General features: G+C 64.5%; 21 protein-coding genes and 2 tRNA genes. 10 read left to right on the top strand and 13 right to left on the bottom strand.

Translation table 11 applies throughout. From position 1 onward, the window contains the following. Positions 1–163 precede the first annotated feature (163 nt). The 9 genes from nusG to D0Z70_RS19385 form a co-directional block, all read right to left on the bottom strand. On the bottom strand, positions 164–700 hold the full coding sequence (nusG, locus tag D0Z70_RS19425) for a transcription termination/antitermination protein NusG (RefSeq protein WP_006968004.1): 537 nt from the start codon (positions 698–700) through the stop codon (positions 164–166). A gap of 39 nt (positions 701–739) precedes the next feature. Then, complete coding sequence (gene secE, locus D0Z70_RS19420) at positions 740–946, bottom strand: preprotein translocase subunit SecE (protein ID WP_066857860.1); 207 nt, start codon at positions 944–946, stop codon at positions 740–742. Positions 947–1116: 170 nt separating this feature from the next. Then, positions 1117–1192 (bottom strand) — tRNA-Trp (locus D0Z70_RS19415). 53 nt (positions 1193–1245) lie between these two features. Then, positions 1246–2181, bottom strand: a complete 936-nt coding sequence (locus D0Z70_RS19410; RefSeq protein WP_119749315.1) for a YihY/virulence factor BrkB family protein — start codon at positions 2179–2181, stop codon at positions 1246–1248. Positions 2182–2416: 235 nt separating this feature from the next. Further along, the gene (locus D0Z70_RS19405) at positions 2417–3640 is read right to left on the bottom strand and encodes a dihydroorotase (RefSeq protein ID WP_119749313.1); all 1224 of its coding nucleotides are present in this window, start codon (positions 3638–3640) and stop codon (positions 2417–2419) included. Positions 3641–3770: 130 nt separating this feature from the next. Further along, positions 3771–4766, bottom strand: a complete 996-nt coding sequence (locus D0Z70_RS19400; protein WP_119749311.1) for an aspartate carbamoyltransferase catalytic subunit — start codon at positions 4764–4766, stop codon at positions 3771–3773. A gap of 119 nt (positions 4767–4885) precedes the next feature. Continuing rightward, on the bottom strand, positions 4886–6496 hold the full coding sequence (locus D0Z70_RS19395) for a phytoene desaturase family protein (protein ID WP_119749309.1): 1611 nt from the start codon (positions 6494–6496) through the stop codon (positions 4886–4888). After that, positions 6493–7803: an aromatic ring-hydroxylating oxygenase subunit alpha gene (locus D0Z70_RS19390; RefSeq protein ID WP_239019034.1), complete on the bottom strand. Its 1311-nt coding sequence runs from the start codon at positions 7801–7803 to the stop codon at positions 6493–6495. The genes D0Z70_RS19395 and D0Z70_RS19390 overlap by 4 nt, the downstream gene beginning before the upstream one ends. Before the next feature lie 67 nt (positions 7804–7870). Then, positions 7871–8854, bottom strand: coding sequence for a bile acid:sodium symporter family protein (locus D0Z70_RS19385; protein WP_119749307.1), 984 nt, complete (start codon positions 8852–8854; stop codon positions 7871–7873). Between the two features lie 94 nt (positions 8855–8948). On the opposite strand from D0Z70_RS19385, the gene D0Z70_RS19380 reads away from it, so the two are divergent. Then, positions 8949–9707, top strand: coding sequence for an enoyl-CoA hydratase-related protein (locus D0Z70_RS19380; RefSeq protein WP_119749354.1), 759 nt, complete (start codon positions 8949–8951; stop codon positions 9705–9707). Here the strand turns inward: D0Z70_RS19380 and D0Z70_RS19375 are convergent. From D0Z70_RS19375 to D0Z70_RS19365, 3 genes are all read right to left on the bottom strand, one after another. Then, positions 9694–10614 (bottom strand): DMT family transporter, encoded by a 921-nt coding sequence (locus tag D0Z70_RS19375; protein ID WP_119749356.1) that lies wholly within the window; start codon positions 10612–10614, stop codon positions 9694–9696. The genes D0Z70_RS19380 and D0Z70_RS19375 overlap by 14 nt on opposite strands. 75 nt (positions 10615–10689) lie before the next feature. Next, positions 10690–11004, bottom strand: a complete 315-nt coding sequence (locus D0Z70_RS19370) for a hypothetical protein (RefSeq protein ID WP_119749304.1) — start codon at positions 11002–11004, stop codon at positions 10690–10692. A 69-nt stretch (positions 11005–11073) separates the two neighbouring features. Further along, the gene (locus D0Z70_RS19365) at positions 11074–11553 is read right to left on the bottom strand and encodes a MarR family winged helix-turn-helix transcriptional regulator (protein ID WP_119749302.1); all 480 of its coding nucleotides are present in this window, start codon (positions 11551–11553) and stop codon (positions 11074–11076) included. Between the two features lie 325 nt (positions 11554–11878). Here D0Z70_RS19365 and D0Z70_RS19360 point away from each other — a divergent pair. Next, positions 11879–11953, top strand: a tRNA-Gln gene (locus D0Z70_RS19360). A 133-nt stretch (positions 11954–12086) separates the two neighbouring features. Here the strand turns inward: D0Z70_RS19360 and D0Z70_RS19355 are convergent. Continuing rightward, complete coding sequence (locus tag D0Z70_RS19355) at positions 12087–12902, bottom strand: YncE family protein (RefSeq protein ID WP_119749352.1); 816 nt, start codon at positions 12900–12902, stop codon at positions 12087–12089. A 131-nt stretch (positions 12903–13033) separates the two neighbouring features. Between D0Z70_RS19355 and D0Z70_RS19350 the strand changes: the two genes are divergently transcribed. The 8 genes from D0Z70_RS19350 to D0Z70_RS19315 all read left to right on the top strand — a co-directional run bounded on the left by D0Z70_RS19350 (position 13034) and on the right by D0Z70_RS19315 (position 22570). Beyond that, positions 13034–14290, top strand: a complete 1257-nt coding sequence (locus D0Z70_RS19350) for a glycosyltransferase (RefSeq protein WP_239019031.1) — start codon at positions 13034–13036, stop codon at positions 14288–14290. Continuing rightward, a complete protein-coding gene (locus tag D0Z70_RS19345; RefSeq protein WP_119749298.1) occupies positions 14287–15225 on the top strand; it encodes a hypothetical protein in 939 nt (312 codons plus the stop codon). The genes D0Z70_RS19350 and D0Z70_RS19345 overlap by 4 nt, the downstream gene beginning before the upstream one ends. Continuing rightward, on the top strand, positions 15222–15767 hold the full coding sequence (locus tag D0Z70_RS19340) for a DUF2141 domain-containing protein (RefSeq protein ID WP_119749296.1): 546 nt from the start codon (positions 15222–15224) through the stop codon (positions 15765–15767). Before D0Z70_RS19345 ends, D0Z70_RS19340 begins: the two co-directional genes overlap by 4 nt. A 3-nt stretch (positions 15768–15770) precedes the next feature. Next, positions 15771–16946 (top strand): glycosyltransferase, encoded by a 1176-nt coding sequence (locus D0Z70_RS19335; protein ID WP_119749294.1) that lies wholly within the window; start codon positions 15771–15773, stop codon positions 16944–16946. Positions 16947–17066: 120 nt separating this feature from the next. Continuing rightward, positions 17067–18164 carry an endonuclease/exonuclease/phosphatase family protein gene (locus D0Z70_RS19330; RefSeq protein ID WP_239019030.1) on the top strand — a complete coding sequence of 366 codons (1098 nt, stop codon included), beginning with the start codon at positions 17067–17069 and terminating at the stop codon, positions 18162–18164. Further along, a complete protein-coding gene (locus D0Z70_RS19325) occupies positions 18164–19336 on the top strand; it encodes a TonB-dependent receptor domain-containing protein (protein WP_119749290.1) in 1173 nt (390 codons plus the stop codon). Before D0Z70_RS19330 ends, D0Z70_RS19325 begins: the two co-directional genes overlap by 1 nt. 15 nt (positions 19337–19351) lie before the next feature. Then, complete coding sequence (locus tag D0Z70_RS19320) at positions 19352–20845, top strand: phospholipid carrier-dependent glycosyltransferase (RefSeq protein ID WP_119749288.1); 1494 nt, start codon at positions 19352–19354, stop codon at positions 20843–20845. A 222-nt stretch (positions 20846–21067) separates the two neighbouring features. Next, positions 21068–22570 (top strand): acetyl-CoA acetyltransferase, encoded by a 1503-nt coding sequence (locus tag D0Z70_RS19315; protein WP_119749286.1) that lies wholly within the window; start codon positions 21068–21070, stop codon positions 22568–22570. Positions 22571–22590 lie beyond the last annotated feature (20 nt).

Below are 22590 nucleotides of genomic sequence, written 5' to 3'. Positions count from 1 at the left end.
CCGCGCTTATTCCCGGTTGCCCGGAAATTCTGTTTGTCCCGTCATTTCAGTCCGTCATCCCGACGAAAGTCGGGATCCATTCTCGCTCGGTCGGCATATCCATGCGACGCAGCCCTGAATGGGTCCCGGATCAAGTCCGGGATGACGATGACGGCACGTAATCTTACTTCGAAAGCTCTACCTGCTCGAAATCCAGTTCCACAGGGGTCGCGCGACCGAAGATCGACACTGACACCTTGACCCGGTTCTTCTCGAAATCCAGTTCCTCGACCGTGCCGTTGAAGCTGGCGAAGGGACCGTCCAGAACCTTGACCGCATCGCCGATTTCGTAATCGACGCTGACCTTGTGCTTGGGGGCGGCCTCGGCTTCCTTGCGGGCGCCGAAATAACGTGCGGCTTCCGATTCGCTGATCGGCTGCGGCTTGCCCATCGACCCCAGGAACCCCGTCACCTTGGGCGTGTTTTTGATCAGGTGATAAATATCGTCGTTCATGGCGAGCTTGGCCAGGACATAGCCGGGCATGAACTTGCGCTCGACCTGCACCTTCTTGCCGCGCTTTACCTCGGTCACGGTTTCGACAGGCACTTCGACCTGCTCGACCAGCTGCGTCAGGCCCATGCGCTCCGCTTCGGACAGGATCGATTCCTTGACCTTGTTCTCGAAGCCCGAATAGGCGTGGATGATGTACCAGCGCGCCATGTTACCGTTTCAAACTCCCAAAAACCAACGCAGTCACGTTCACGCCTGACCCGCCGCGAGGCCCAGCAGCCACTGGACGATCGCACCGAAAAAAGTGTCGATGCCAAAGAAGAAGAGGCCCAGCAGCGTCGTCATGATGACGACCATCACGCCGGTCATGACCGTTTCGCGACCCGTGGGCCACACGATCTTCGACGCTTCGGTTTTCACCTGATTGACGAATTCGCCGGGGGAAACCTTCGCCATCGCCTGCCTCAAACCCTTTGCACAAACACCAAAACGCGAAGCAATAGTCCGCCCTCCCGATCCCGCCCATATCGGCGTCCGGGGGGTGCGGCCGCATGGCTTCGCGACACAATTTCGACGGCGCGTCTAGCGGCAAACCTCATGGAAAACAAGGATGCTGCTGGAACGCTTGGCAGGAGTGGAGGGACTCGAACCCACGGCATTCGGTTTTGGAGACCGACGCTCTACCAACTGAGCTACACTCCTGTGCCAGCGAAGGAGGGCGCTTTAGCGTGGCCTGCCGGGCAGGGCAAGCGCGATTATGCAGCTTTTTCTTGGGGCTGTGCGATGGTCGTTTCGGCACTGGTCTGCCGCTCGGCTTCCGCATTGATCTGCGCGCCCAGCAGCACGACATAGGCTGACACGAACAGCCATAATTGCAGCACGACCACCGCGCCCAGCGACCCGTAGGTCTCGTTATAATTGCCAAATGTCGCGACATAGAAGGACACGCCAAGCGTCACGACCAGCCAGAACAGGGTCGCCGTCACCGACCCGACCGTCAGCCATTGCCACTGCGCCTGCCGCCGGTTCGGCCCGAAGCGATAGATGAGGCCGAAGATGACGCTGGCCAGCAACCCCGCGCAGATCCACGTCACCGCCTTGATCGCAAACAGCACGCCCGGTCCCCAACTGGTCAGCCAGGTCTGGATGAGGCCAATGACCGTGGCGGTAAATACGCCTGCCACCATCACCAGCACGGCGGAAAAAGTGATCCCCATCGAAACACGCGTAAAGGCGATAATGCCGCGCCCTTCCTTCTGCCCATAGACGATGTTCAGGGCTTCCATGATCGCCGAAGCCGCCCGCGTCGCGCCATAGACGGCGATGCCGAGCGCGGCGGCCAGGCCAAAGCCGATCGCGGGCTTGGCAGTGCTGACGACGCCGAGCAACTGGTCGTTGATCAGCTTGGCCGCATCGGTCGGCACCACTGCGATGATCGCCTGCATATGCCGCCCGACCATCGCCGGATCGCCAAACAGCCCATAGGTCAGCACCACAGCCGCCATCATCGGCGCGATCGACAGAAAGGCGTAATAAGCGACGCCCGCCGCCAGCAATCCCACATGGTTGGACGACAGCGCGCCATAGACACGCTTCAAAATCTCCCACCAGGCCCGCGGCGGTATCTTCCACGGCGCATCGACATGGACTTGCTGCGCGACTGGCACCTGCTGCGCGACTGGCTGGTTCATCGGCGTCCCCTGTTGCTCAACCGGGCAAGCGCATGAAGGGGGAGGGCGGTTCCCACCTTTATCCCTCTCCCTTGAGGGAGAGGGTTGCGCAGACTTGGCAGCTTGCTGCCTTAGTCGTAGCTGGGAGAGGGTGTTCTGCGCCATCGCCACCAGCACCCCCTCATCCAATTGCGCCTAACCTCACTGCGTTCGGCAAGGCTCCATATCCTTCTCCCCCAAGGGAGAAGGCAATATGTTACAAAAACACCCCGCCCTTCATGATCCGCCGGGCGCGGCCCTGCACTGGCATACGGTCGAACGGGGTATTGCCCGCCGCCGCCGCCATCTTCGCGCTGTCGACGATCCACGGCGCGTCGGGATCGACAAAGATCAGGTCCGCCGCGCTGCCGGGCGCGAAGCTGCCCGCATTGACGCCCAAAATCTTTGCCGGATTGGCGCTCAGCAAGGTCATCAGCCGGTTGAGCGACACATGCCCCTCCCGCACCAGATTGAGCGAGAGCGCCAGTAGCGTTTCCGCCCCTGCCATGCCGGGCGAGGCGTCGGCGAAGGGCAGGCGCTTGTCCTCCGCCCCGCGCGGATCATGGCTGGAGGTGATGACATCGACCGTCCCGTCCGCCACCGCCGCGATGCTCGCCTTGCGGTCATCCTCCGACCGGAGCGGTGGCGACAGGCGCGCGAAGGTACGGAAGTTCGACACCGCATTGTCGGCCAGAAATAGATAGGCCGGGCTGATGCCGCAACTGACCCGCAACCCTTCGGCCTTCGCCGCGCGAATAAGGTCGAAGCCTGCCTTGGTCGTCACCAGCCGGAAATGGATCGCTGCGTTCGCCTGCCGCGCCAGCATGATGTCGCGCGCGATCGCCATCGCTTCGGCGCAGGCGGGCGCATGGGGCAGGCCCAGCCGCGTCGCCGTCTCGCCGCTCGTCGCCACCGCCTTGCCCGCCAGCCCGCCATCCTCGGCATGGGCGATCACCGTCAGCCCCAGCCCCGACGCATAGGACAAGACCCGCAGCATCACGCCCGAATCCGCGATCCATTGCCGCCCGGTGCCGACCGCCTTCGCGCCCGCCGCCTGCATCATGCCGATCTCGGCCAGTTCGGTGCCAGCCAAGCCCCGCGTCGCCGCCGCGATCGGATGGACCCAGAAATCGGGCTTCCCCGCCCGCGTTGCCTGCCGAATCAGCGCCGCTTCGTCCAGCAGCGACGACTGATCGGGCATCAACGCCGCGCGGGTGATCCCGCCGAAATGAAAGGCCGGCTTGTCCGTGGCAAAGACGCCCAGGTCGATAAGGCCGGGAGCCACCACCTGCCCCTGCGCGTCGATCGTCTCTGCGTCGGCCGCCACGACAATGTCCCCGGCCGCAACGATCCGATCGCCCTCGATCAGGATCGAGCCGGAGACCAGCGCATCCCCCGCCGGATCGGCCAGGCGACCGTTGATGATGGCGATGGTGGTCATCGGTGCGCCTCCAAAATCCGTTCGGGCTGAGCGAAGTCGAAGCCCTCTGCTGAACGAAGTGAAGCACCTCGCTGCGCTCGGTCGAGCCCTTCGACTTCGCTCAGGGCGAACGGAAACTGTGTGCTATCGCTCACGCCCACCCCTCCACACCCCGCGCGCCGCGCGTCAGCACGTCCAGGCACGCCATGCGGATCGCCACGCCCATCTCCACCTGCTCGGTGATCGCGGAGCGCGTCGGATGGTCCGCCACCACGCTCGAAATCTCCACGCCCCGGTTCATCGGTCCCGGATGCATCACCAGCGCATCGGGCTTGGCCAGCGCCAGCCGCTCTGGCGTCAGGCCGTAAAGCATATGATATTCGCGCGCCGACGGGATGAACGCGCCATCCATCCGCTCATTCTGGAGCCGCAGCATCATCACCACGTCCGCGCCGTCCAGCCCCTGCGCCATGCTGGTAAAGGGTGTCGCGCCCAGCATCTCGACTTCCGGTGGCATCAGCGTCGGCGGTGCCACCGCGCGCACCTGCGCGCCCAGCGCGGCCAGGCACAGCATGTTGGAGCGCGCGACCCGGCTGTGCAGCACATCGCCACAGATCGCGACGATCAGCCCCTCGAAACCGCCCTTGCGCCGCCGGATGGTCAGCGCGTCGAGCAAAGCTTGCGTGGGATGCTGATGCCAGCCATCGCCCGCGTTCAAGACCGGACAGTCCACCTTGTCCGCGATCAGCGCGACCGCGCCGGAACTGGCATGACGGATGACGATGACATCGGCGGCCATGGCGTTCAACGTCATCGCCGTGTCGATCAGCGTCTCGCCCTTCTTCACGCTCGACTGGCCCGCGTGCATGTTCACGACATCAGCGCCCAGCCGCTTGCCCGCTATCTCGAACGACAGCAAAGTCCGCGTGCTATTCTCGAAAAAGGCGTTGATCTGCGTCATCCCCGCCAGCCGGTCATCATGCTTGCGCGCCCCACTGCGGTTCGCCCGCGCCCAATGCTCCGCCTCATCCAGCAGAAAACGGATTTCCCAGGGCATCAGGTCCGCAATGGACAGCAAATGCCTGTGCGGAAACAGCGCCCGACCAGTCAGGTCGGACGAAGCGGGCGCGGCGGTCGTTTCGGGCATGGGATGCGCTTTAGGCGAGGGGAGGGGCGAGGGCAAGGTGGAGATGCGGGCGTGCAAACCGAACCCCGTTCGGGCTGCGCCTGTCGAAGCCTTGTCCTTTCTTCTGGTACAAGGCCAGCCTACCCCCGCCCCCAAAGTCGTCCAAACACCGCCCCGTCCCGCAACACCTCCCGCGCGGCATTATGCCCCGGCGCGCCGGTCACGCCGCCGCCCGGATGCGTGCCAGCGCCGCACATATACAGCCCCTTCACCGGCCCGCGATACGCGCCATGGCCCAGCACCGGGCGCGCGGCCCACATCTGGTCCAGCGACAGATGGCCGTGCATGATGTCGCCGCCGACCAGCCCGAATTTGCGCTCCAGGTCGAGCGGCGAGTGGATCTGCCGCGCGATCACGCTGCCTGCAAAGCCCGGCGCGGCGGCTTCCACCGTCGCGATGATGTAGTCCGCCGCCGCCTCCCGCTCCTCGTCCCAACTCCGCCCATCGGGCAGTTCCGGCGCAAATTGCTGGCAGAAGAGGCTCGCCACATGGCACCCCTCCGGTGCCAGTGACGTATCGATGGTGGACGGGATCAGCATCTCCACGATTGGCGCTTTCGACCAGCCGTCGCGTTTCGCGTCCATATAGGCCCGGTCCATATAATCCAGCGTCGGTGCCAATATGATGCCCGACTGGTGATGCTCACCGACACCGGGCAAACAGGTAAAATCGGGCAAAGCGCTCAGCGCCACATTCATGCGGAACGTCCCCGAACCCGCCTTGAACGCCTTGATCCGCTTGATAAAATCGGCGGGCAGGTCAGCCGGGTCCATCATCTGCTCATAGAGCAATTTCGGCCCGACATTGGCGATCACCGCCTTGCCCATCACCTCTTCGCCGCTCTCCAGCCGCACGCCCACGGCCCGCGCGCCATCCACCAGCACGCGGTCGACCGGCGCTTCCAGGCTGATCTCCACCCCCATGGCGGTCACGACCCGCGCCATGATCTGGGTGATCATGCCCATGCCGCCGACACAATGGCCCCATGCGCCCTTCTTGCCGTTCACCTCGCCAAAGACATGGTGCAGCAGCACATAGGCGCTGCCCGGCGTGTCGGGGCTGGCATAATTACCCACCACCGCGTCAAAGCCGAAAGCCGCCTTCACCGCGTCGCTCTCGAACCAGCTGTCCAGGAAAGTGCGCGCCGATTTGGTGAACAGGTCGAGCGCGTCGCGCTGCTGCTCGATCGACAGCCCCGCGATCCGCCGCCATTGCTTAAGCGCATCGACGATCATCGTCAGCCCGTCGCCGACATTGGGCGGGCTTTTCAGCACCATGTCGCGCAGCACGTCCGCCACCACCTCCAGCGCGTCATAATAAGCGGGCAGGGCAGCTGCGTCCTTCGCGCTGAACCGGGCGAACTCCGCCTGCGTCCGCTCCAGCCCGCCGCCCAGTTTCAGATAACCGCCATCGGGCTGGGGCAGGAAATTGCTGATCGGCCGCTCGATGACGCGATAGCCATGGTCGGCCAGCTTCATGTCGGCGATGACCTTGGGATTGAGCAGGCTGACGGTGTAACTGGCGGTCGAATTGCGGAAACCGGGGTGAAATTCCTCCGTCACCGCCGCCCCGCCCACGACATGGCGGCGCTCCAGGATGCGCACCTTATACCCCGCCCGCGCCAGATAGAAGGCGCAGACCAAGCCATTATGCCCCCCGCCGATGATGACGGCATCGTAGCGTTGAGTCATGGCGGGCTTCCTTTGGAAAGCCCCTCCCCTTCAGGTTCGGCGGTGTCACGCGCCGCCGCCGAAGGGTTGGGGTGGGGGCGTGCCGCCTGAGAGGTGGTATCAATGGGGCACGCCCCCACCCCTCGGTCCCTTCCCCTGAAGGGGAGGGGATGAGAAAGGCTCCACCCCATATCCGGCGCGCGATGCTGCCGGGCCTGCGGGATCACCCCCCGCATCCGTCCGCAAAAATGGCGCAGCGCCACTTCATCCTGATGCAGCGGCCCGACGGTAAAACTGTTCGACGCCATCCCCGCCTGCACCCGCGCGACCAGCGCCGTATCCTCGGCATTGACCTGCCGGTTGATCCGCCAGTTCAGGTAGCGTGCCGCTTTCATCTCTCGCCGCTCGTCCGACACCGCATAGCTGATCTCGCGGATCAGCGTCTGTGTCGGCGATAGCGGCAGCCAGGCCATGAAATCGACCTGATCGGGATAAATGTCGAAGGCGAAGTTCGGCCACAGCTTGAAATAGGTCCATAGCCGCTGCCGCTCCGGCGGCAGGTGCGGCACATCCGGCAGGAAGCGTTGATAGGCGCGCTCGGACCAGTTGGCCGATGGTCGCTCGACGATCGGTCCCCACATCTTGTCGACATGCGCACTGGCCTCCACGCCATAGCCATCGCCCATCAGCCGTTTAAGGCCGGGGTGCGCGACGCTGATGTGCAGCCCGTCGGAATAATTATCGCCGATATTCTTCCAGTTCACGTCCCGCGGCCGCAACGTCACCCGCCCCAGCGCGCGCAGGTCGGCAAAGCGATAGGGCGCGATCTCCGCGACATAGGGTGCCATCATCTGCGCCACCGACGGGCCGCCATCATCGGCCAGCCGGACGAACAGGAAGCCGTGAAAATCCTCGACCTGCACCGGCGTCAGCCCATGGTCGGCCATGTCCATCGCATAGCCCGCCTTCATCGGCACGCCCGTCAAACGCCCGTCGCTTGCATAGGTCCAGCCATGATAGGGGCACACCAGCTTCTTCGCGCAGCCCGACGCGCCATCTATGATCCGCGCGCCGCGATGGCGGCAGACATTGGTGAAGGCCCGCACCGCCCCATCCTCGCCGCGGATGACGATGACGCTCTCGCCGATATAGTCGAGCGTGTGAAAATCGCCGGGGTTGGGAATGTCGCTGGCATGGCAGACGATCTGCCAGCTCGGCCGGAAGATACGCGCGACTTCGGCGGCAAAAAATTCCGGGTCGCTATAGGTCCAGGCCGGCAGGCTCCAGCCCGCATCCGGGTCTGCCCCGCTTCCCGCCTGCTCCACCATCTCCGCGCATCCCCCGACGCTGTCGATCAATTTTACGAACGTATAATAAAATCGCTGAAAATGCCAGCTATATGTTCGGCTCAGTGTCGGCTTCGGCCTGCGCCCCATAACGTCGCGCCAGCACGGCGCAGGCCATCAGCTGGATCTGGTGAAACAGCATCACCGGCAACAGGATCGCGCCCACCGCGCTGGCCGGGAATAGCAACCCCGCCATCGGCACCCCGGTCGCCAGGCTCTTCTTCGACCCGCAAAAGACCAGCACGATCCGCTCCGCTCGCGACAGCCCCATCATCCGCCCCAGCCCCCAGGTGAAGCCCAGCACCACCGTCAGCAGAGCAACGCAAAGCCCGGCAAGCAGCGCCATCTCCCCCGCCGACACCGTCTGCCACAGCCCCTCGACCACTGCCGCGCTGAAGGCGGCATAGACCACCAGCAATATCGACCCGCGATCGACCCGCCCGATCATCGCCTTGTGCCGCGCCACGAACCCGCCAATCCATGGCCGCGCCAGATGGCCGATCAGGAAGGGCAGCAGCAATTGCAGTATGATCCCCTCAATCGACGCCAGCGAGACCAGGCTGCCGCTGCCCGTCCGCTGCATCAGCAGTGCGACCAACAGCGGCGTCAGGATGATGCCGAGCAGGTTGGAGAAGGAGGCGCTGACCACGGCGGCAGCGACATTCCCCCGCGCAATCGCGGTAAAGGCGATGGAGGATTGCACCGTCGATGGCAGCACAGTCAGGAACAGCAGCCCCGCCCGCATCCCGTCCGGCACTGCGCCGATATGCTGGCTGGCCAGCCCCAGCAGCGGAAAGACGGCAAATGTCGTCGCCAGCACCGCCAGATGCAGCCGCCACGCCTTCGCCCCATCCCATATCGCCGCGCGCGACAATTTTGCGCCGTGCAGAAAAAACAGCAGCACAATGCCCGCATCCGCCACGGCATCGGCGATCCGCGCCCCGTCCCCCCGCGCTGGCAGCAATGACGCTAGCGCAACCGTGGCGATCAGCAGCAGCAGGAAGGGATCGATCAGTTCGCGAAGGCGGGTCATCAGATCACCTGGGCAGGGAAGGGCAAAAAAAGGGGGATAGACGCCGCCCCATCGTTGAGCCAACAGATTCGCATAAGCCAGTAAGGAGCGGATGGTGAGCGAGTCTATTGCGGTGATCGAGCAAGGCGGCGTGCTGGAAATCCATATCGACCGGCCCGACAAGAAAAATGCGCTGACTGCCCCCATGTATCGCGCCATGACCGCTGCGCTGGCCGACGCCTCCGCCCGCGCTGACATTGGCGTGGTGCTGTTTGCGGGGCGCGGCGACGCCTTTTGCGCGGGCAATGACCTTAAGGATTTTATGGCTGGACCGGAAGGGGGCGCTGCCGCCTTCGCCTTCATCCGCGCCATCGCCGCCTTCGACAAGCCGCTGGTCGCTGCGGTACGGGGGCTGGCTGTGGGCGTCGGTACGACGATGCTGTTCCATTGCGATCTAGTCTATGCCGCGCCCGACGCGCGCTTCATCATGCCGTTCGTCAATCTGGGGATCGTGCCTGAAGCCGGGTCCAGTCTGCTTGCGCCAGCCGTGATGGGCCATGCCAAGGCGGCGGCGATGCTGATGCTGGGTGAACCGATGGACGCGGAAGGGGCCGACCGTGCTGGCTTTGTAACCGCCATCGTCCCGGCTGACACGCTGCTCGCCCATGCCCGCAGCAAGGCTGCCGCGCTGATGGCCAAGCCGCCCCAGGCACTCGCTGCCACCCGCCGCCTGATGAAGGGCGACCCGGCAGCACTCACCGCCCGGATCGAGGAGGAAGCGCGGCTGTTCCGCGAATCTCTCGCCTCGCCCGAAGCGCAGGAAGCCTTCACCGCCTTTTTCGAAAAACGCGTCCCGGTGTTCAGCCGGGGGTAGAGCCGCCCGCCTGTTTGCCCAGCCGCAATTCGCTGATGATCACCGCCGCAACGATCAGCACCCCGCCCAGCAGCGCCATCGGCGGCAGCCGGTCGCCAGCTAGTCTGCCGATGATGCCAGCCCAAACCGGCTCGCCTGCATAGATTAACGTCGCCCGCGTCGGCGACACGGTGCGTTGCGCCCAATTCATCACCAGCTGGATGATAGCGGTCATCGCGCCAAGGCCACAGGCGGCGATCACGACTGCCCAGGAGAAGGGCGGGATCGCCTCACCAGCGGGAACCATGCAGGCAAAGGCAAGCAGGGACGTCACCGCCAGTTGCACCACCGTCACCCGCAGCACGTTGACGCTGCCTGCCCACAGGCTGATGAAGATGATCTCCAGCGCGATCGCCACTGTGCTGATCAGCGTCAATATCTCGCCCCGGCCCAGCGCCATGCCGCCCTCCGGCGCTGCGACCAGCAACAGGCCGATAAACGCCAGCGCCACCCCGATCCAGCTCGCCAGTCGGGGCCGCCGCTGCAGGATGATCCATTGCAGCACCGGCACCAGCGGCACATAGGCCGCGGTGATGAAGGCCGACGCGCTGCTCGAAATCGTCTGAAGCCCCCAGGTCTGGAGCGTGTAGCCGACGAAAATCCCCAGCCCGATCACCAGCCCCGCCCATAGTTCGCGCAACGTCAGCCCGCGCAGCACCGGGATTGCTAATGGCAGCGTGAGCAACGCTGCCGTGCCGAAACGCAGCCCGACAAAATAGAGCGGACCCGACTGCGTCATCGCGCCATGGACGATCAGGAACGTCCCGCCCCATAGCATCGTCACGCCGATCAGCGCGAGTTCGGGACGGCCGATCAGCCAGCGGCTGGGGGCAGGGGGATGGTCGAGGACGGCGGCGGCTTGGGTCATGCGCCGACCGCTATGGACCGCGCAGGGCGTGGTCAAGCCGGGGGTGCGCGGCATCGGGCCGCGCACCCGGACGGATCATTCGTTCTTCAGGTCCTTGCCCGCTTCTTCCAGCGACGCGCCGACATCGCGCTTCGCGGCATCCGCCTTGCGTTCTGCGTCGCTGGTTGCCTCGCTCGTCGCCGCGCCGATCTTGTCCGCGCCCTCGTCGATCGCGCGTCCGGCCTTGTCCAGACCATTGTCGATTGTGTCGCCCGCGCGGTCGACCGACTGGCTGATGTCATTGCCGATCGAAGCGCCGGCATTTTCGACGCTATCCTCGGTCTTTTCCGAGCAGGCCGAGAGGCTGGCGACCGACAGGACCGCAAGTGCGGCCAGAATTGATGTGCGCATGATGGCTCCTATTCCCATTGCGTGGAGGGACATAAGCGCAGCAGCCGCGATAAGGTTGCGTGGTCGTGCCTATCCGCCGCGCAGCCCGAACACCATCGACCGGTCCTGATCGGGGATCAGCCCTTCCAGCACCCGCCAGAAGCCGGTGACGGACCCTTGCCCGGCCTGCGCATAGGCCGCTGCCATCTTCTCGCGCAGGGCGCGGAACAGCTCCGCCTCCAGCGCCGCGCCCGCCGCGCTCAGCCGCAGCAATTTCTGGCGACGGTCGTTGGGGCCGGGCCGCGTTTCGATATAGCCGCGCTCGATCAGGTCATTGAGCACCCGCCCCAGCGATTGCTTGGTGATCGCCAGCAACCGCAGCAGATCCTTGATCGTCAGGTCAGGCTGGCGCGAAATGAAATAGAGCGCGCGGTGATGCGCCCGGCCCAGCCCGATTGCGGCCAGCCCCTCGTCGATCGACCGGGTCAGCGCGGAATAGCCGAAATAGAGCATCTCGATCCCGCGCCGTATCTCATCCTCGCGCAGGAACAGCGGGGAGGCGGGCGACATTTGGGCGGAGGAAGGCGACGAACTGGTAACTGTCATGGCTGTGATGATCCAGCGCGGGAGGAAAGTATCTTATTGCCGTCCCAAAAGGATCATGACTAGTGGTCCGATTCTGACATTTGCTGCCTTATGGGATAAGGCCTGTTCAAATGTCAGAATCTTTTCGGACCACTGGCACCCTTTTGATCCTAGTGGATTTTACGATTTTGACATTTGCAGGCCCATTCCAGCCGCCAGGGGGATGCAAATGTCAAAATCAATCCACCGGGCTTTCCTTTCGCCAATCACACGCTATATGCCTGACCGCGCCGACGAAAGTCGGCCCTGCTGGGGCGTCGCCAAGCGGTAAGGCAGCGGCTTTTGATGCCGCCATGCGCAGGTTCGAATCCTGCCGCCCCAGCCAGACTTTCTTACGTTTTCCCTGATTCGAGCGGGTGAAGCCCTAAACCTTGGGAACAGCGCGCCTGTGGATGGCGCACGCTTTATCGTGACACCAGATCGTTCCGGCGGCGATTCCACCGCCATTCGACAGGCGCTTAGTCCTGCTTGCCGCCATCCCAGCGGATTTCGCTCGCCGCGATGATCGACTGGCCGCGCATGATCGACCAGAGGCGATGGGGCGTCCTGGGGTCCCAGTCGATTGCCTGGCCCTCTGTCGCGATGGGAATGGTGGCCAGCAATTCCAGCGTCGATCCGGCGCTTGGCAGGCGCATGACATATAGCTCCGGCCTGTCGTGGCCAGTGACATAAAGTTGCCCGTCCGCGCCCCAGCTCATGCCCGAACAGCTGAAAGGGGCGAAGCGCGCGAGCACCTCCGCGGGAAACAGCCAACCGCGCAACTGCCGGAAATCATCGTCGAGCTGCACCAGCGTCGTATAGCGATGGTCGCGGTCGGCTTCCCTGCCTTTGCCGTCATAATTGGCGAACATCGCCCACCATGTCCCGTCATGCCGATCAAGAGCGGTCAGCGATCCCGGCCCCATGCCCAGGCTGATGCTGCGGACATGGCGCAAGGTTTTCGTATCGAAGATTTCAACAGCGCTGGTCTGCGGCACGGCGGGATAGTTGGACGCGGCGCATATCAGTTCGCGGCCTACCACCGTGCAGCTGTTCATGTGCGGAAAAAGCCTCCGGTCGCCCTTCCACTGCGCGATGCGGACGCCATCGCTGATCCGGTATTTGCCGATCCGGTCATTGTCGATGGCATAGATATGGACGCCATCGGACGCGACGCCCTGCCGCGCTTCCTCTGCCGCTATACGCAACGTGACCGGCGCGCTGGTCGCAGGGGGCGGCGACGCTGCCATGCCCTGAACGGCAAGCAGCACTGGCAGGAGGAGGGGCGCAAACATGACCGACCTATATCCCGACATTTGTGACGGGTTCATGATGGGTGCAATCATGACATCCCATTCGTCCAGACTTCATCGTTCCGTCACGAATAGTGCATCAGCCTGTTATGAATGTCCGACATGGGCGGGTCATGCAGTGCTTCCGTCAGCCGCTATCGCCGACCGATACAGCTATCGTCGATAGCGATTGTGAAGCCGTTTCGCCGCCGCACGTCCTGGTCTTTCTTCATGCCCCCGGACCGGGCGGAGTCGAACGCATTGCGCTGCGGCTGATCGCGGGCTGGCGGCGGGCCGGGATGGACGTGCGCCTGATTCTCGGCAATCCGGCAGGGCCGATGCAGCATGACCTGCCGCCCGGTAGCGCCAGCCAATATCTGCCATCCTGGCCGCTGATCGGTCACCGTCTGGCGAGCCTCCGCCTCTTGATCGCGACATTGCGCGCCATTGATGCGCGCCGGCCCGACATTTTGTTTTGTGCTGGCAATGTCTATGCGATCGTCGCCGTGCTGCTGAAATTGTGGCTTGGTCGGCGTTGTCCACTCATCCTTGCCAAGGTCAGCAATGATCTGATGCGATCCGACATGCCGGGGATCATGCGGCCCTTCTATCGCCTTTGGCTGCGCTTGCAGGGCAGGGCGATCGACCATTTCGCTGCCCTGTCCGATCCTATGGCGCGGGAAGCGGCGGCACGGATGGGCGTCGATCGCTCGCGCGTGCATGTCGTGCCCAATCCGGTGCTGGCGCTTGCCGATCTGGATGCCGTTGCAGCACCGCCGTCATCGTCATTGCCGCAACCGGGCAGGCATTTCGTGGCTGTCGGTCGGCTGGAACGGCAGAAAAATTATCCGCTGATGCTGCGCGCCTTTGCAGCGAGCAGCGGACCGGACGACAGGCTGACCATCTTCGGGGAAGGCCGCGCACGTCTCCGGCTGGAACGCCTTGCCGAACGGCTCGGTGTCGCGGCGAAGGTCCGCTTCGCCGGGTTCAGCACGGATATTCGTCGCCAGTTGCTGCACCATGATGTGCTGCTGCTCTCGTCCCGCTATGAAGGGCAGCCGGGCGTCGTGGTCGAGGCGCTGGCGTGCGGCCTTCCGGTCATCGCCACCCGCTGCTGCGCGAGCATGTCGCCGCTTTTGGACGATGGCGCGCTCGGCACGCTGATCGATGGCGTCGATGAAGCCGCGTTCGCCGATGCCATCCGCACTGCGCACCGGGACAGGCAGGACCGCCCGCGCGCCCGTGAAAAGGCGGCGGGGTTCACCATCGAACGCGCCGTCCCCGCCTATCGCGCGCTCTTCCGTCACATGCTGGCAACGCCCCCGCACCGACGGCGCGCCACCATTGCCATGCCCCGTTCGCAATCCCCTCTGGAGGCGCAGCTATCATGAGCCATGCCGATGCCCTTGCCCCGCTGATCAACGCGCCGGGCACAGGCGCGATGCTGGACCCGACCCCGCTGGTCCGGTCCGGCCGCAACTGGACGGCATGGTTCGGCCCGCTTATCTCCTTTGCGATATTGGCGGTCGTATTCGTTCAGATCGGCTCGTTCGATTTTCACAAGCTTGTCGCGATGCTGCCGCGCACCCCGTTTTTCTGGCTGGTGTTCGCCGTGACATACAGCCTGACGCCGCTATGCGACTGGCTCATCTTCAACCGGCTATGGTCGATCCCCGCCGGTGGCCTGTCGGCCCTGTTCCGCAAGCGGATCAGTAACGAATTGCTGCTTGGCTATGTCGGCGACGTCTATTTCTACGCCTGGGCGCGACGGCACGTGACGATGGCCGGATCGCCCTTTGGCGCGGTCAAGGATTCAGCGATATTGTCCGGCGTTATGGGCAATATCGTCACGCTGGCGATGCTGCTCTTCACGCTGCCCCTCCTGTCATCGCTGCGGCTGGCGATGGACGGGCGGGCGCTGGGGATATCGCTCACCATCCTTGTGGTGACCTCCTTTGGTCCCATCCTGTTCAGTCGCAAGGTGTTCAGCCTGCCCTGGCCGGAACGGCGGATGGTGGCGGGGGTGCATCTGGCGCGGATCATCGCCAATGTGCTGCTCTATGCGACATTGTGGCACCTGCTGCTGCCCGATGTCGCGTTGAGCTGGTGGTTCATGCTGTCGACGCTGCGGCTGGTCCTGTCCCGCCTGCCGATGGTGCCGAACAAGGATGTGCTGTTCGCAGGCGTGGCCGTATTCCTGGTCGGGCGTGAGCTGGAAATTGCGCAGGTTTTGGCGGTGATCGCCAGCCTGCTGCTCGCCGCGCATCTGCTGGTCGGGCTGATCCTGGGCCTGAGCGGCCTTGTCAAACAGCGGAGGCAGGCATGAAAATCCTGGCGCTCTGGGCAACCGGCATCATCGCCGCTGCAGCGATGCCGACCATCCCCTCAACCCCCGATCTGGGGAAGGCGGAGGCGCGCTGTCGCCCCGGCGAAAACGGCCCGTCGCTGCTGCTCGACATCGTCGGCCTAAAGGATCGCGAAGGCCGACTGAAGGCGGAAGTCTATCCCGCCAACGATCAGGACTTTCTCCAGGACGATAATATCCTGATTTCTCAGGGCAAGATTTTCCGCCGGGTCGAGGTGCCAGTCGGGCAAGGCTCCACGCAAAACGGCTATACTGCGCAAATCTGCGTCCGTGTGCCGGGGCCGGGCCGTTATGCCGTCAGCGTGCTGCATGATCGCGACGGCAACCGGAAATTCGGGCTTTCCGTCGATGGCGTCGGTTTTGGCGGCAACCCGAAACTGGGCATGGGCAAGCCCAAGGCCGCGTCGGCCACGCTGGTCGTCGGCAACGGTCCTACGCGCGGGCGAATCATCATGAATTATCGCCGGGGATTATTGTCCTTCGGCCCGGTCAAGGCGCTTTAGGCTATGCGGATCGTCGATATATGCGCGTTTTATGCGCCGCAGGGCGGGGGCGTCAAAACCTATGTCCGGCACAAGATGCTGGCCGGGCCTGCGCGCGGGCATGAAGTCATCATCCTTGCCCCCGCGGCGCAGGCGCATGTCGAATATTTCGGCGATCATGGCCGCATCGAATATGTGCCGGGTCGCCGCTTCCCGCTCGACGGGCGCTATCATTATTTCCATGACGAAGCGGCTTTGCACGCCCGGCTGGACGCCCTGCGTCCCGATCTGGTGGAGGCATCGACCCCGTGGGGCAGCGCATCGATGGTCGCCAATTGGCGCGGCGATGTGCCACGCAGCCTGATCATGCACGCCGATCCGCTGGGCAATTACGCCTATCGCTGGTTTCGCAGCCTCGCCAGTCGCGAGCAGATCGATCGCGGGTTCGACTGGTTCTGGCGACACTTGCGCCGTCTGGACGCGCGCTTCGATCATATCGTGTGCGCCAGTGACGAACTGGCGGCGCGGCTGGCCAATGGTGGCTTGCGGCATGTCGTCACCAATCGCATGGGGGTGCAGCCCGGCATATTCTCGCCCCGGCACCGCGACCCCGATCTGCGGCGACGGCTGCTGCAATGGTGCGATCTGGATGAGGATGCGCTGCTGCTGTTCGGCGCGGGCCGTCACGCCCCGGAAAAGCGCTGGCCGATGATCGTCGAGGCCGTAACCGCCTGCGGCTTCGACCGTCCGGTCGGCCTCGTCATTGCGGGCGATGGTCGCGCGCGCCCCAGCGTGCAACGCGCCGCAGCAGACAATCCGCATGTCCGGCTGATGGCGCCCGTCACCGACCGCCAAGCCTTCGCCGCCCTGCTCGCCAGCGCCGATGCGCTGGTCCATGGCAGCGAATCCGAAACCTTCTGCATGATCGCGGCAGAGGCGCGGGCCAGCGGCATTCCGATGTTCCTGCCCGATGGCGGAGCGGCGGCGGATCATCTGGTGCCGGGCGCTGGCCATCATTACCGCGCGGCGGACGCATCCAGCCTGGCGGACGCCATTCGCCTGTTCCTGACGCGGGGGCCAGCCGATCATCTCGCCAACGCCCGCGCCGCCGCCGCCGATACGCGCACGATGGACGCCCATTTCGCCGATCTCTTCACCCTCTATGAAGGGACCAGACGGAGCCTTCCGCTCGCTGCATGACAGTTACTGGTCGGATCAGTGACGCTGCCGCCATGGAACTTTCATCATATTGCAGTGCGGAAGAAACGCGCACGACTCATTGGCGGGCTATGACCAGGCCAGCCATTGGGGGGCATCATCATGTACAAGACTATGCGAGCCATGCTGTTTGCAGGGCTGGTCAGTTTCGTCGCGACCGGATCGACCAGCAGCAGCCTGCCATATCGTCTCGATATGGCGCAGCTATTGCCGGACGGCGGCAATACGACGCTCTCCATGATGACCTATAATATCAAGGGTTTGCCCTGGCCGATCGCTTTTGATCGGGATGCGGCGCTGGCGCGGATCGGCGCGCGTTTGCGCGCCCTGCGGCAACGGGGGCAGCAACCCCATATCCTGTTGTTGCAGGAAGCCTTCACGCCGCAGGCGGCAGAGATTGCGCGCACGTCCGGCTATCGGCACATGACCTTCGGACCGGATCGGCTGATGCGCTCGCCGATCGCGCCTGCAACGGCGGATCAGGCCTTTCTAACCGACGCCCGGTGGGATCGTGGCGAGGCGATGGGAAAACAGACCGACAGCGGCCTCATCATTCTGTCCGATTATCCCATTCTGCGCGTCCAGCGCCTCGCCTTCCCCGATTTCGCCTGCGCCGGGTTCGATTGCCTCGCCAACAAAGGCGTGGTGATCGCCGACATACAGGTGCCTGGCGAAGAGAAGCCCGTCGCCATCGTCAATATCCACCTCAACGCGCGCAAGGCGTCGGGCGTCTCCGTGGCGCGATCGCTGGCGGCCTATGCGCGGCAGGTCGATCTGACCGCCCGCTTCATTGCCAGCGCCGTCCCGCGCGACCGCACATTGATGATCGGCGGCGACATGAATATCGGCGGCAATAGCGATCGCACGCGCATTTTCTTCGACAGCTTTTCCCACCATGGCCTGTCGTTCGTCGCAGCAGCGCAGAGCGGCGCGCAGATCGCCCTGCAACAGGCTGCGATTCCGGTTCCGCAGGCGCGCGATGACTTGATCCACGCGACCCAGCGTCGCAAGGACTGGATCTTCGCGCGCGCCGGGCAGGGGACCTCGCTCGTCGTGAAGGGCGCGCAGGTGCCGTTCGGGTCGGAGCCTGACGGTCAGCCGCTCTCCGATCATTTCGGCTATGTCATCGCCTATGACCGCCAGCGCCCACAACTGGCGCTGGCCGATGCCAGCCCCGCGCCGAAAAGCGAGTATCGCTGATGCGCGGCCTGTATATGCTCGGCTTGGTCGCGCTGGCGCTCCAGGGCGGCACCGCATCGGCACAGGATATATTCGTCGACCAAAGCATCAGCTTCACGCTGAAGCCTGCGATCCGGCGATCTCCGCTGGTGGAGGCGCGCAGGACCAGCCCGGATTATGGCTGGATCGGCGCGATCCGCCCTCTGCCCGGTGATGAGCCAGACCATGTCGTGGCCCTGCGCCTCCAGCGCCAGAGCCGCCGGTTCATCGGGGCGCAGGCGGATATTTCGGCCTCTATGGACGCATCAGGCTACGACCACCGCCCGCGCAGCCGCACGCGGATGTTGTCGGTCGAGGATCATTTCGCCCTTTCCGATCAGGTCGCGACGACGCTGGGCTTTGCCGGACTGAAAGTCAGCAACCGCAATGCCAATGTGACAATCGGCAGTGGTGACGATCGGCTGCGGGCGCGCGACTGGTTCCTGCCCCACGCCGTCGTCCACTACCGACCGACCCCCGCAATCACGCTGTCGATGGACTATAACGAATCCATGCGCGCCTATGGCGATACCGGCTTTACCGGCCCGCTTGGCCTTTCGCGCCCCGATTTCGAGGCTTTGCGCCGCTCCCTGCGCCCCGAAAAAAGCCGGATCGCGTCGATTGGCGGCCAATGGTCGGGCGGGGACATGATGGTGACGACCAGCCTCTATCGCGCCGACATCCGCAACGGCCTGTCCTTTGCCAACCGCGCCTATCTGCCCACCAATATCGGGTCCGCCCGCCTGTTAGGCGTGAAGATGATGGCCCGGCACCAGCTGACGCCGCATCTCGACTGGTCCGTCCGCTATCAGCAGGCGGCGGTAGACGCCATGACCGGGCGATTCGTGCAGGAACGGGAAATGGCCCTTGCCGCCGCATGGACCAGCGGGGCGTGGCGTGTCGCGGCGCAGGGATCGCGCAGCGGTCGCGCGGCCCTGGCTGCTCTTGGCACCCAGCAATCGCCCCTGCGCGCCGAAGGCAGCATCGAATATACGCCCGTGCAACAGGGTCGCCAGCGATTGCGCCTTGCCGCCCGCTTCATCAATCCCAGCCGCCTTGTCAGCATCGGCCTCTCCGGCCCGACGGCCATGGGTAGCCTCCATGCCGTCGATCAGACCCGCGCCGTCATGTTCAGCGCCGACATGGGCTGGTAAGCAACCAGCCCTGTGATGACCAAGGCTGTCCGCGCTTCCCCACTGTGCATTTTCCTGCTGTTGCTTGCCGTGCTGCTGGGCATTGCGGCGCTCCGGCCGATCGACCATGACGAAGGGCAATATGTCGCCGCGGTAGCATTGATGCGATCGGGCCTGCCCTATCGCGATTTCGCCTATCTCCAGACGCCGTTGCAACCCCTGCTTTTCACGCCGCTGGCCTGGCTGTGCGAGGGCTGGCTGTTCCTCGCCCTGCGCGCCGTCAATGCCCTGTGCGCGGCGGGGGCGGCGGCGCTGTTATACCAGACCGTATGTCGGGTGGGAGGGTCGCGGCGCAGCGCCGGGATTGCGGCCATGGCGCTCGTCACCAGCCATGCTTTCCTGTTCGCCGCGACAGTTGCGCGGAACGATGCCCTGCCTCTATTCCTGCACATGGCCGGTCTCGCGCTGCTCAACGACGCGCTTGGAAAGGCTCGCCGCCCGCTATTCTTCATGCTGGCCGGGCTTCTACTGGGCGCGGCGGCTTCGGCCAAGATCAGCTATGGCCTGCCCGCCGCCGCGATCGGCCTGTTCGCGCTGGTCAATATTCGACGGCTCGGCCCGATGAGCGTCCTCGCACTGGCGGCGGGCGGGATCGCGGGTGGATTGCCGACCCTGATCCTGTGGGCGATCGCACCGGATGCGGCCTGGTTCGGCATCATCGACTATAGCCTGAAGGCGCCGCTGGAATGGCAGATGCTGAACCAGCGCACCTATATGGTGGAAACCCCGCTCAGCGCACTACGCCTGCTGCGTTTTCTGGCGCAGGGATCGGCGCTGCTCGCGCTTGTCGCGATTGGTGTGGCCATCCAGCGTCGATCCGCAAAATCCTCCATGACGACAGCTCTGCTCGACAGCGTGATCCTCGTCGGCTTGATCGCGGCATGGCTGCCACGGCCGATCTATGTGCAATATTTGGTCCCGCTCCTGCCTGCGCTGTTTCTCCGCTTCGGCCTGATGCTGGACGATCCCCGCTGGTCGCGCCCCGCCGCCATCGCGGCCCTGATGTTGTGCATGGCAGCAGGCATGGCCGAAACCGCCATCCGCATCGCCCCGAACATCGCGCGCGTCCACAGCCCCATCCTGTCGGCGACCCATGATGCCCATGCGATCGGGCAAAGCGTGCGCGCCGCGGGCATCACAGGCCCGATCGTCAGCCTGGCCCCGGAACGGGTGGTGGACAGCGGCATTCCGCTCGATCCGCGTTTTGCCGCCGGACCCTTCCTGTTCCGCACCCGCGACCTGCTCACCCCGGCGCAGCAGACCGCCTTCCATGTGCTGAACGGCGCAAGCGTCGCGAACGGCCTGACCCGCCATCCCCCGGCAGCGATCGTAACCGGGCAGGAAAGCGCGCCGTCCCCCGCCAGTCCGCAGGGTCTCGATGCGTCGCTGATCGCATGGGCTATCGCGCATGGCTATCGCGCTGTTTCGCTGCCATCGGGCGATGGAACGCTGTATCTCCGGCGAGAATGATCGGCAGAATATCGTTCCAACGGATCTGTCGATAGGCTCGCAGACTTGCACCTGACCTTGCGGGCTTCAACGGGCCGCGCCTTGTCGCTCCTCTCCAAAACGCTAGGAGCCGTACCCCTCGTCATGCCGTAATTTGCAGATCAGCCAGACTGTCCAGACCAGAGCAGCCGACCTTCCGATCGTCCGCGCTTGATGGGCAGTGGAATCAGCGGGGAGAGATGAGTGGTACAGGATGAGGCGCACCGGATACCGGTGCTGATCGCAGTGGGCGAGATTTGCGATCGGCCGGAAATCGACGTCGAAGGGCTGGATTCGATCGCATTGATGCTGGCGGCGCTGCGGGAAGCTGAAACGGAACTGGGCGTGCCGGTTCTGGACCGGCTCGACTGGCTGGGCGTGGAGGACCAGATATCCTTTCCCAATCCTGCCCCGCAGGACGATCTGGCCGCCCGGCTGCCGCGCCCGCCCCTTCGCGCCGTCAAGACGTTCGAGGCCAGCGGCGATGGCCCGCTACAACTGATCAACGATGCCGCCAACCTGATCGGCCGAGGCGAGATCCAGCTGGCCGCCGTGGTCGGGGCGGAAGCGCTGCGGACCGCCGCCAAGCGGGCGCAGGCCGATATGGCGGCCGGCCGGACGCCGCCCAAAAGCTCGGTCGCGGACGTCGCGGCGGCACTCGCCGGCCCTCTGGCGCGCAAATATGGCCTGCTGACGCCGATCGATGTCTATCCGCTCTATGAAAATGCCACACGCGCCGCCTGGGGGCAGAGCCTGGCCGAGGGGCAGCGCGAAACGGCGCAGATATGGTCGACCTTTTCGAGCGTCGCTGCCGCCAATCCCCACGCCTGGATGCGCGGGGCGGTGTCGCCTGACGATATTGCGGACGTCAATGCGAACAACCGTATGGTCAGCTTCCCCTACACCAAGCTGATGGTCGCCAATGCATCGGTCAATATGGGCGCGGCGGTGATCGTCGCCAGCCTTGCCATGGCGCGGGCTCTGGGCGTTCCCGAAGAACGGATCGTCTATGTGGGTGCGGGCGCTGCCGCGCATGAGGATGAGGACTTCCTGCGGCGTGACAGCTTTGCCCGTTCGGCGAGTCTGGAAACCACCGTGACGGCTGCGCTGGAACGCAATGCGCTCACGCCCGGCGATATCGACCATGTCGAACTCTATTCCTGCTTTCCCTGCATCCCCAAAATGGCGCGCCGGGTGCTGGAATGGCCGCTCGACCGGCCGGCCAGCGTCTATGGCGGCCTCACGTTCGGGGGCGGGCCTATCGGCAACTGCATGATGCACGCTGCCGCGCAAATGGTACGCAAGCTGCGGAGCGAGGGCGAACATGGCCTGATCGTTGCCAATGGCGGCTATGCCACGCACAGCCATTCGCTGCTATTCACACGACGCCCGGTGCCAGCGGGCACTTTCCCGCAGGATTATAATGTCCAGGCGGAGGCTGACCGGCGACGGGGTGCGGTGCCAGACCTGCTGGAGGATTATGAGGGAGAAGGCGTCATCGAAACCTTCACCATTCCTTTCGACCGCAACGGCGAACCGCGCCATGCCACGCTGGTTGCCCGCGCACCCGACGGCGCAAGGTTCCTGGCGCATGTCCCGCATGACGATGGCGCGATGCTGTCCTTCCTGATGGCGGAGGACCAGCAGCCGGTCGGGTCATCCGGCCAGGCGGTGAGAGTGCAGGACAGGATCGTCTGGAGGCGCTAAAGTCTCTGGCATAAAATGCG

It is taken from the genome of Sphingobium terrigena, from assembly GCF_003591655.1.
In the GTDB taxonomy this organism is placed as follows: Bacteria; Pseudomonadota; Alphaproteobacteria; order Sphingomonadales; family Sphingomonadaceae; genus Sphingobium; species Sphingobium terrigena.
Note: the sequence above shows the minus strand (reverse complement) of the source record. Positions and strands in the feature narration are given on the sequence as shown.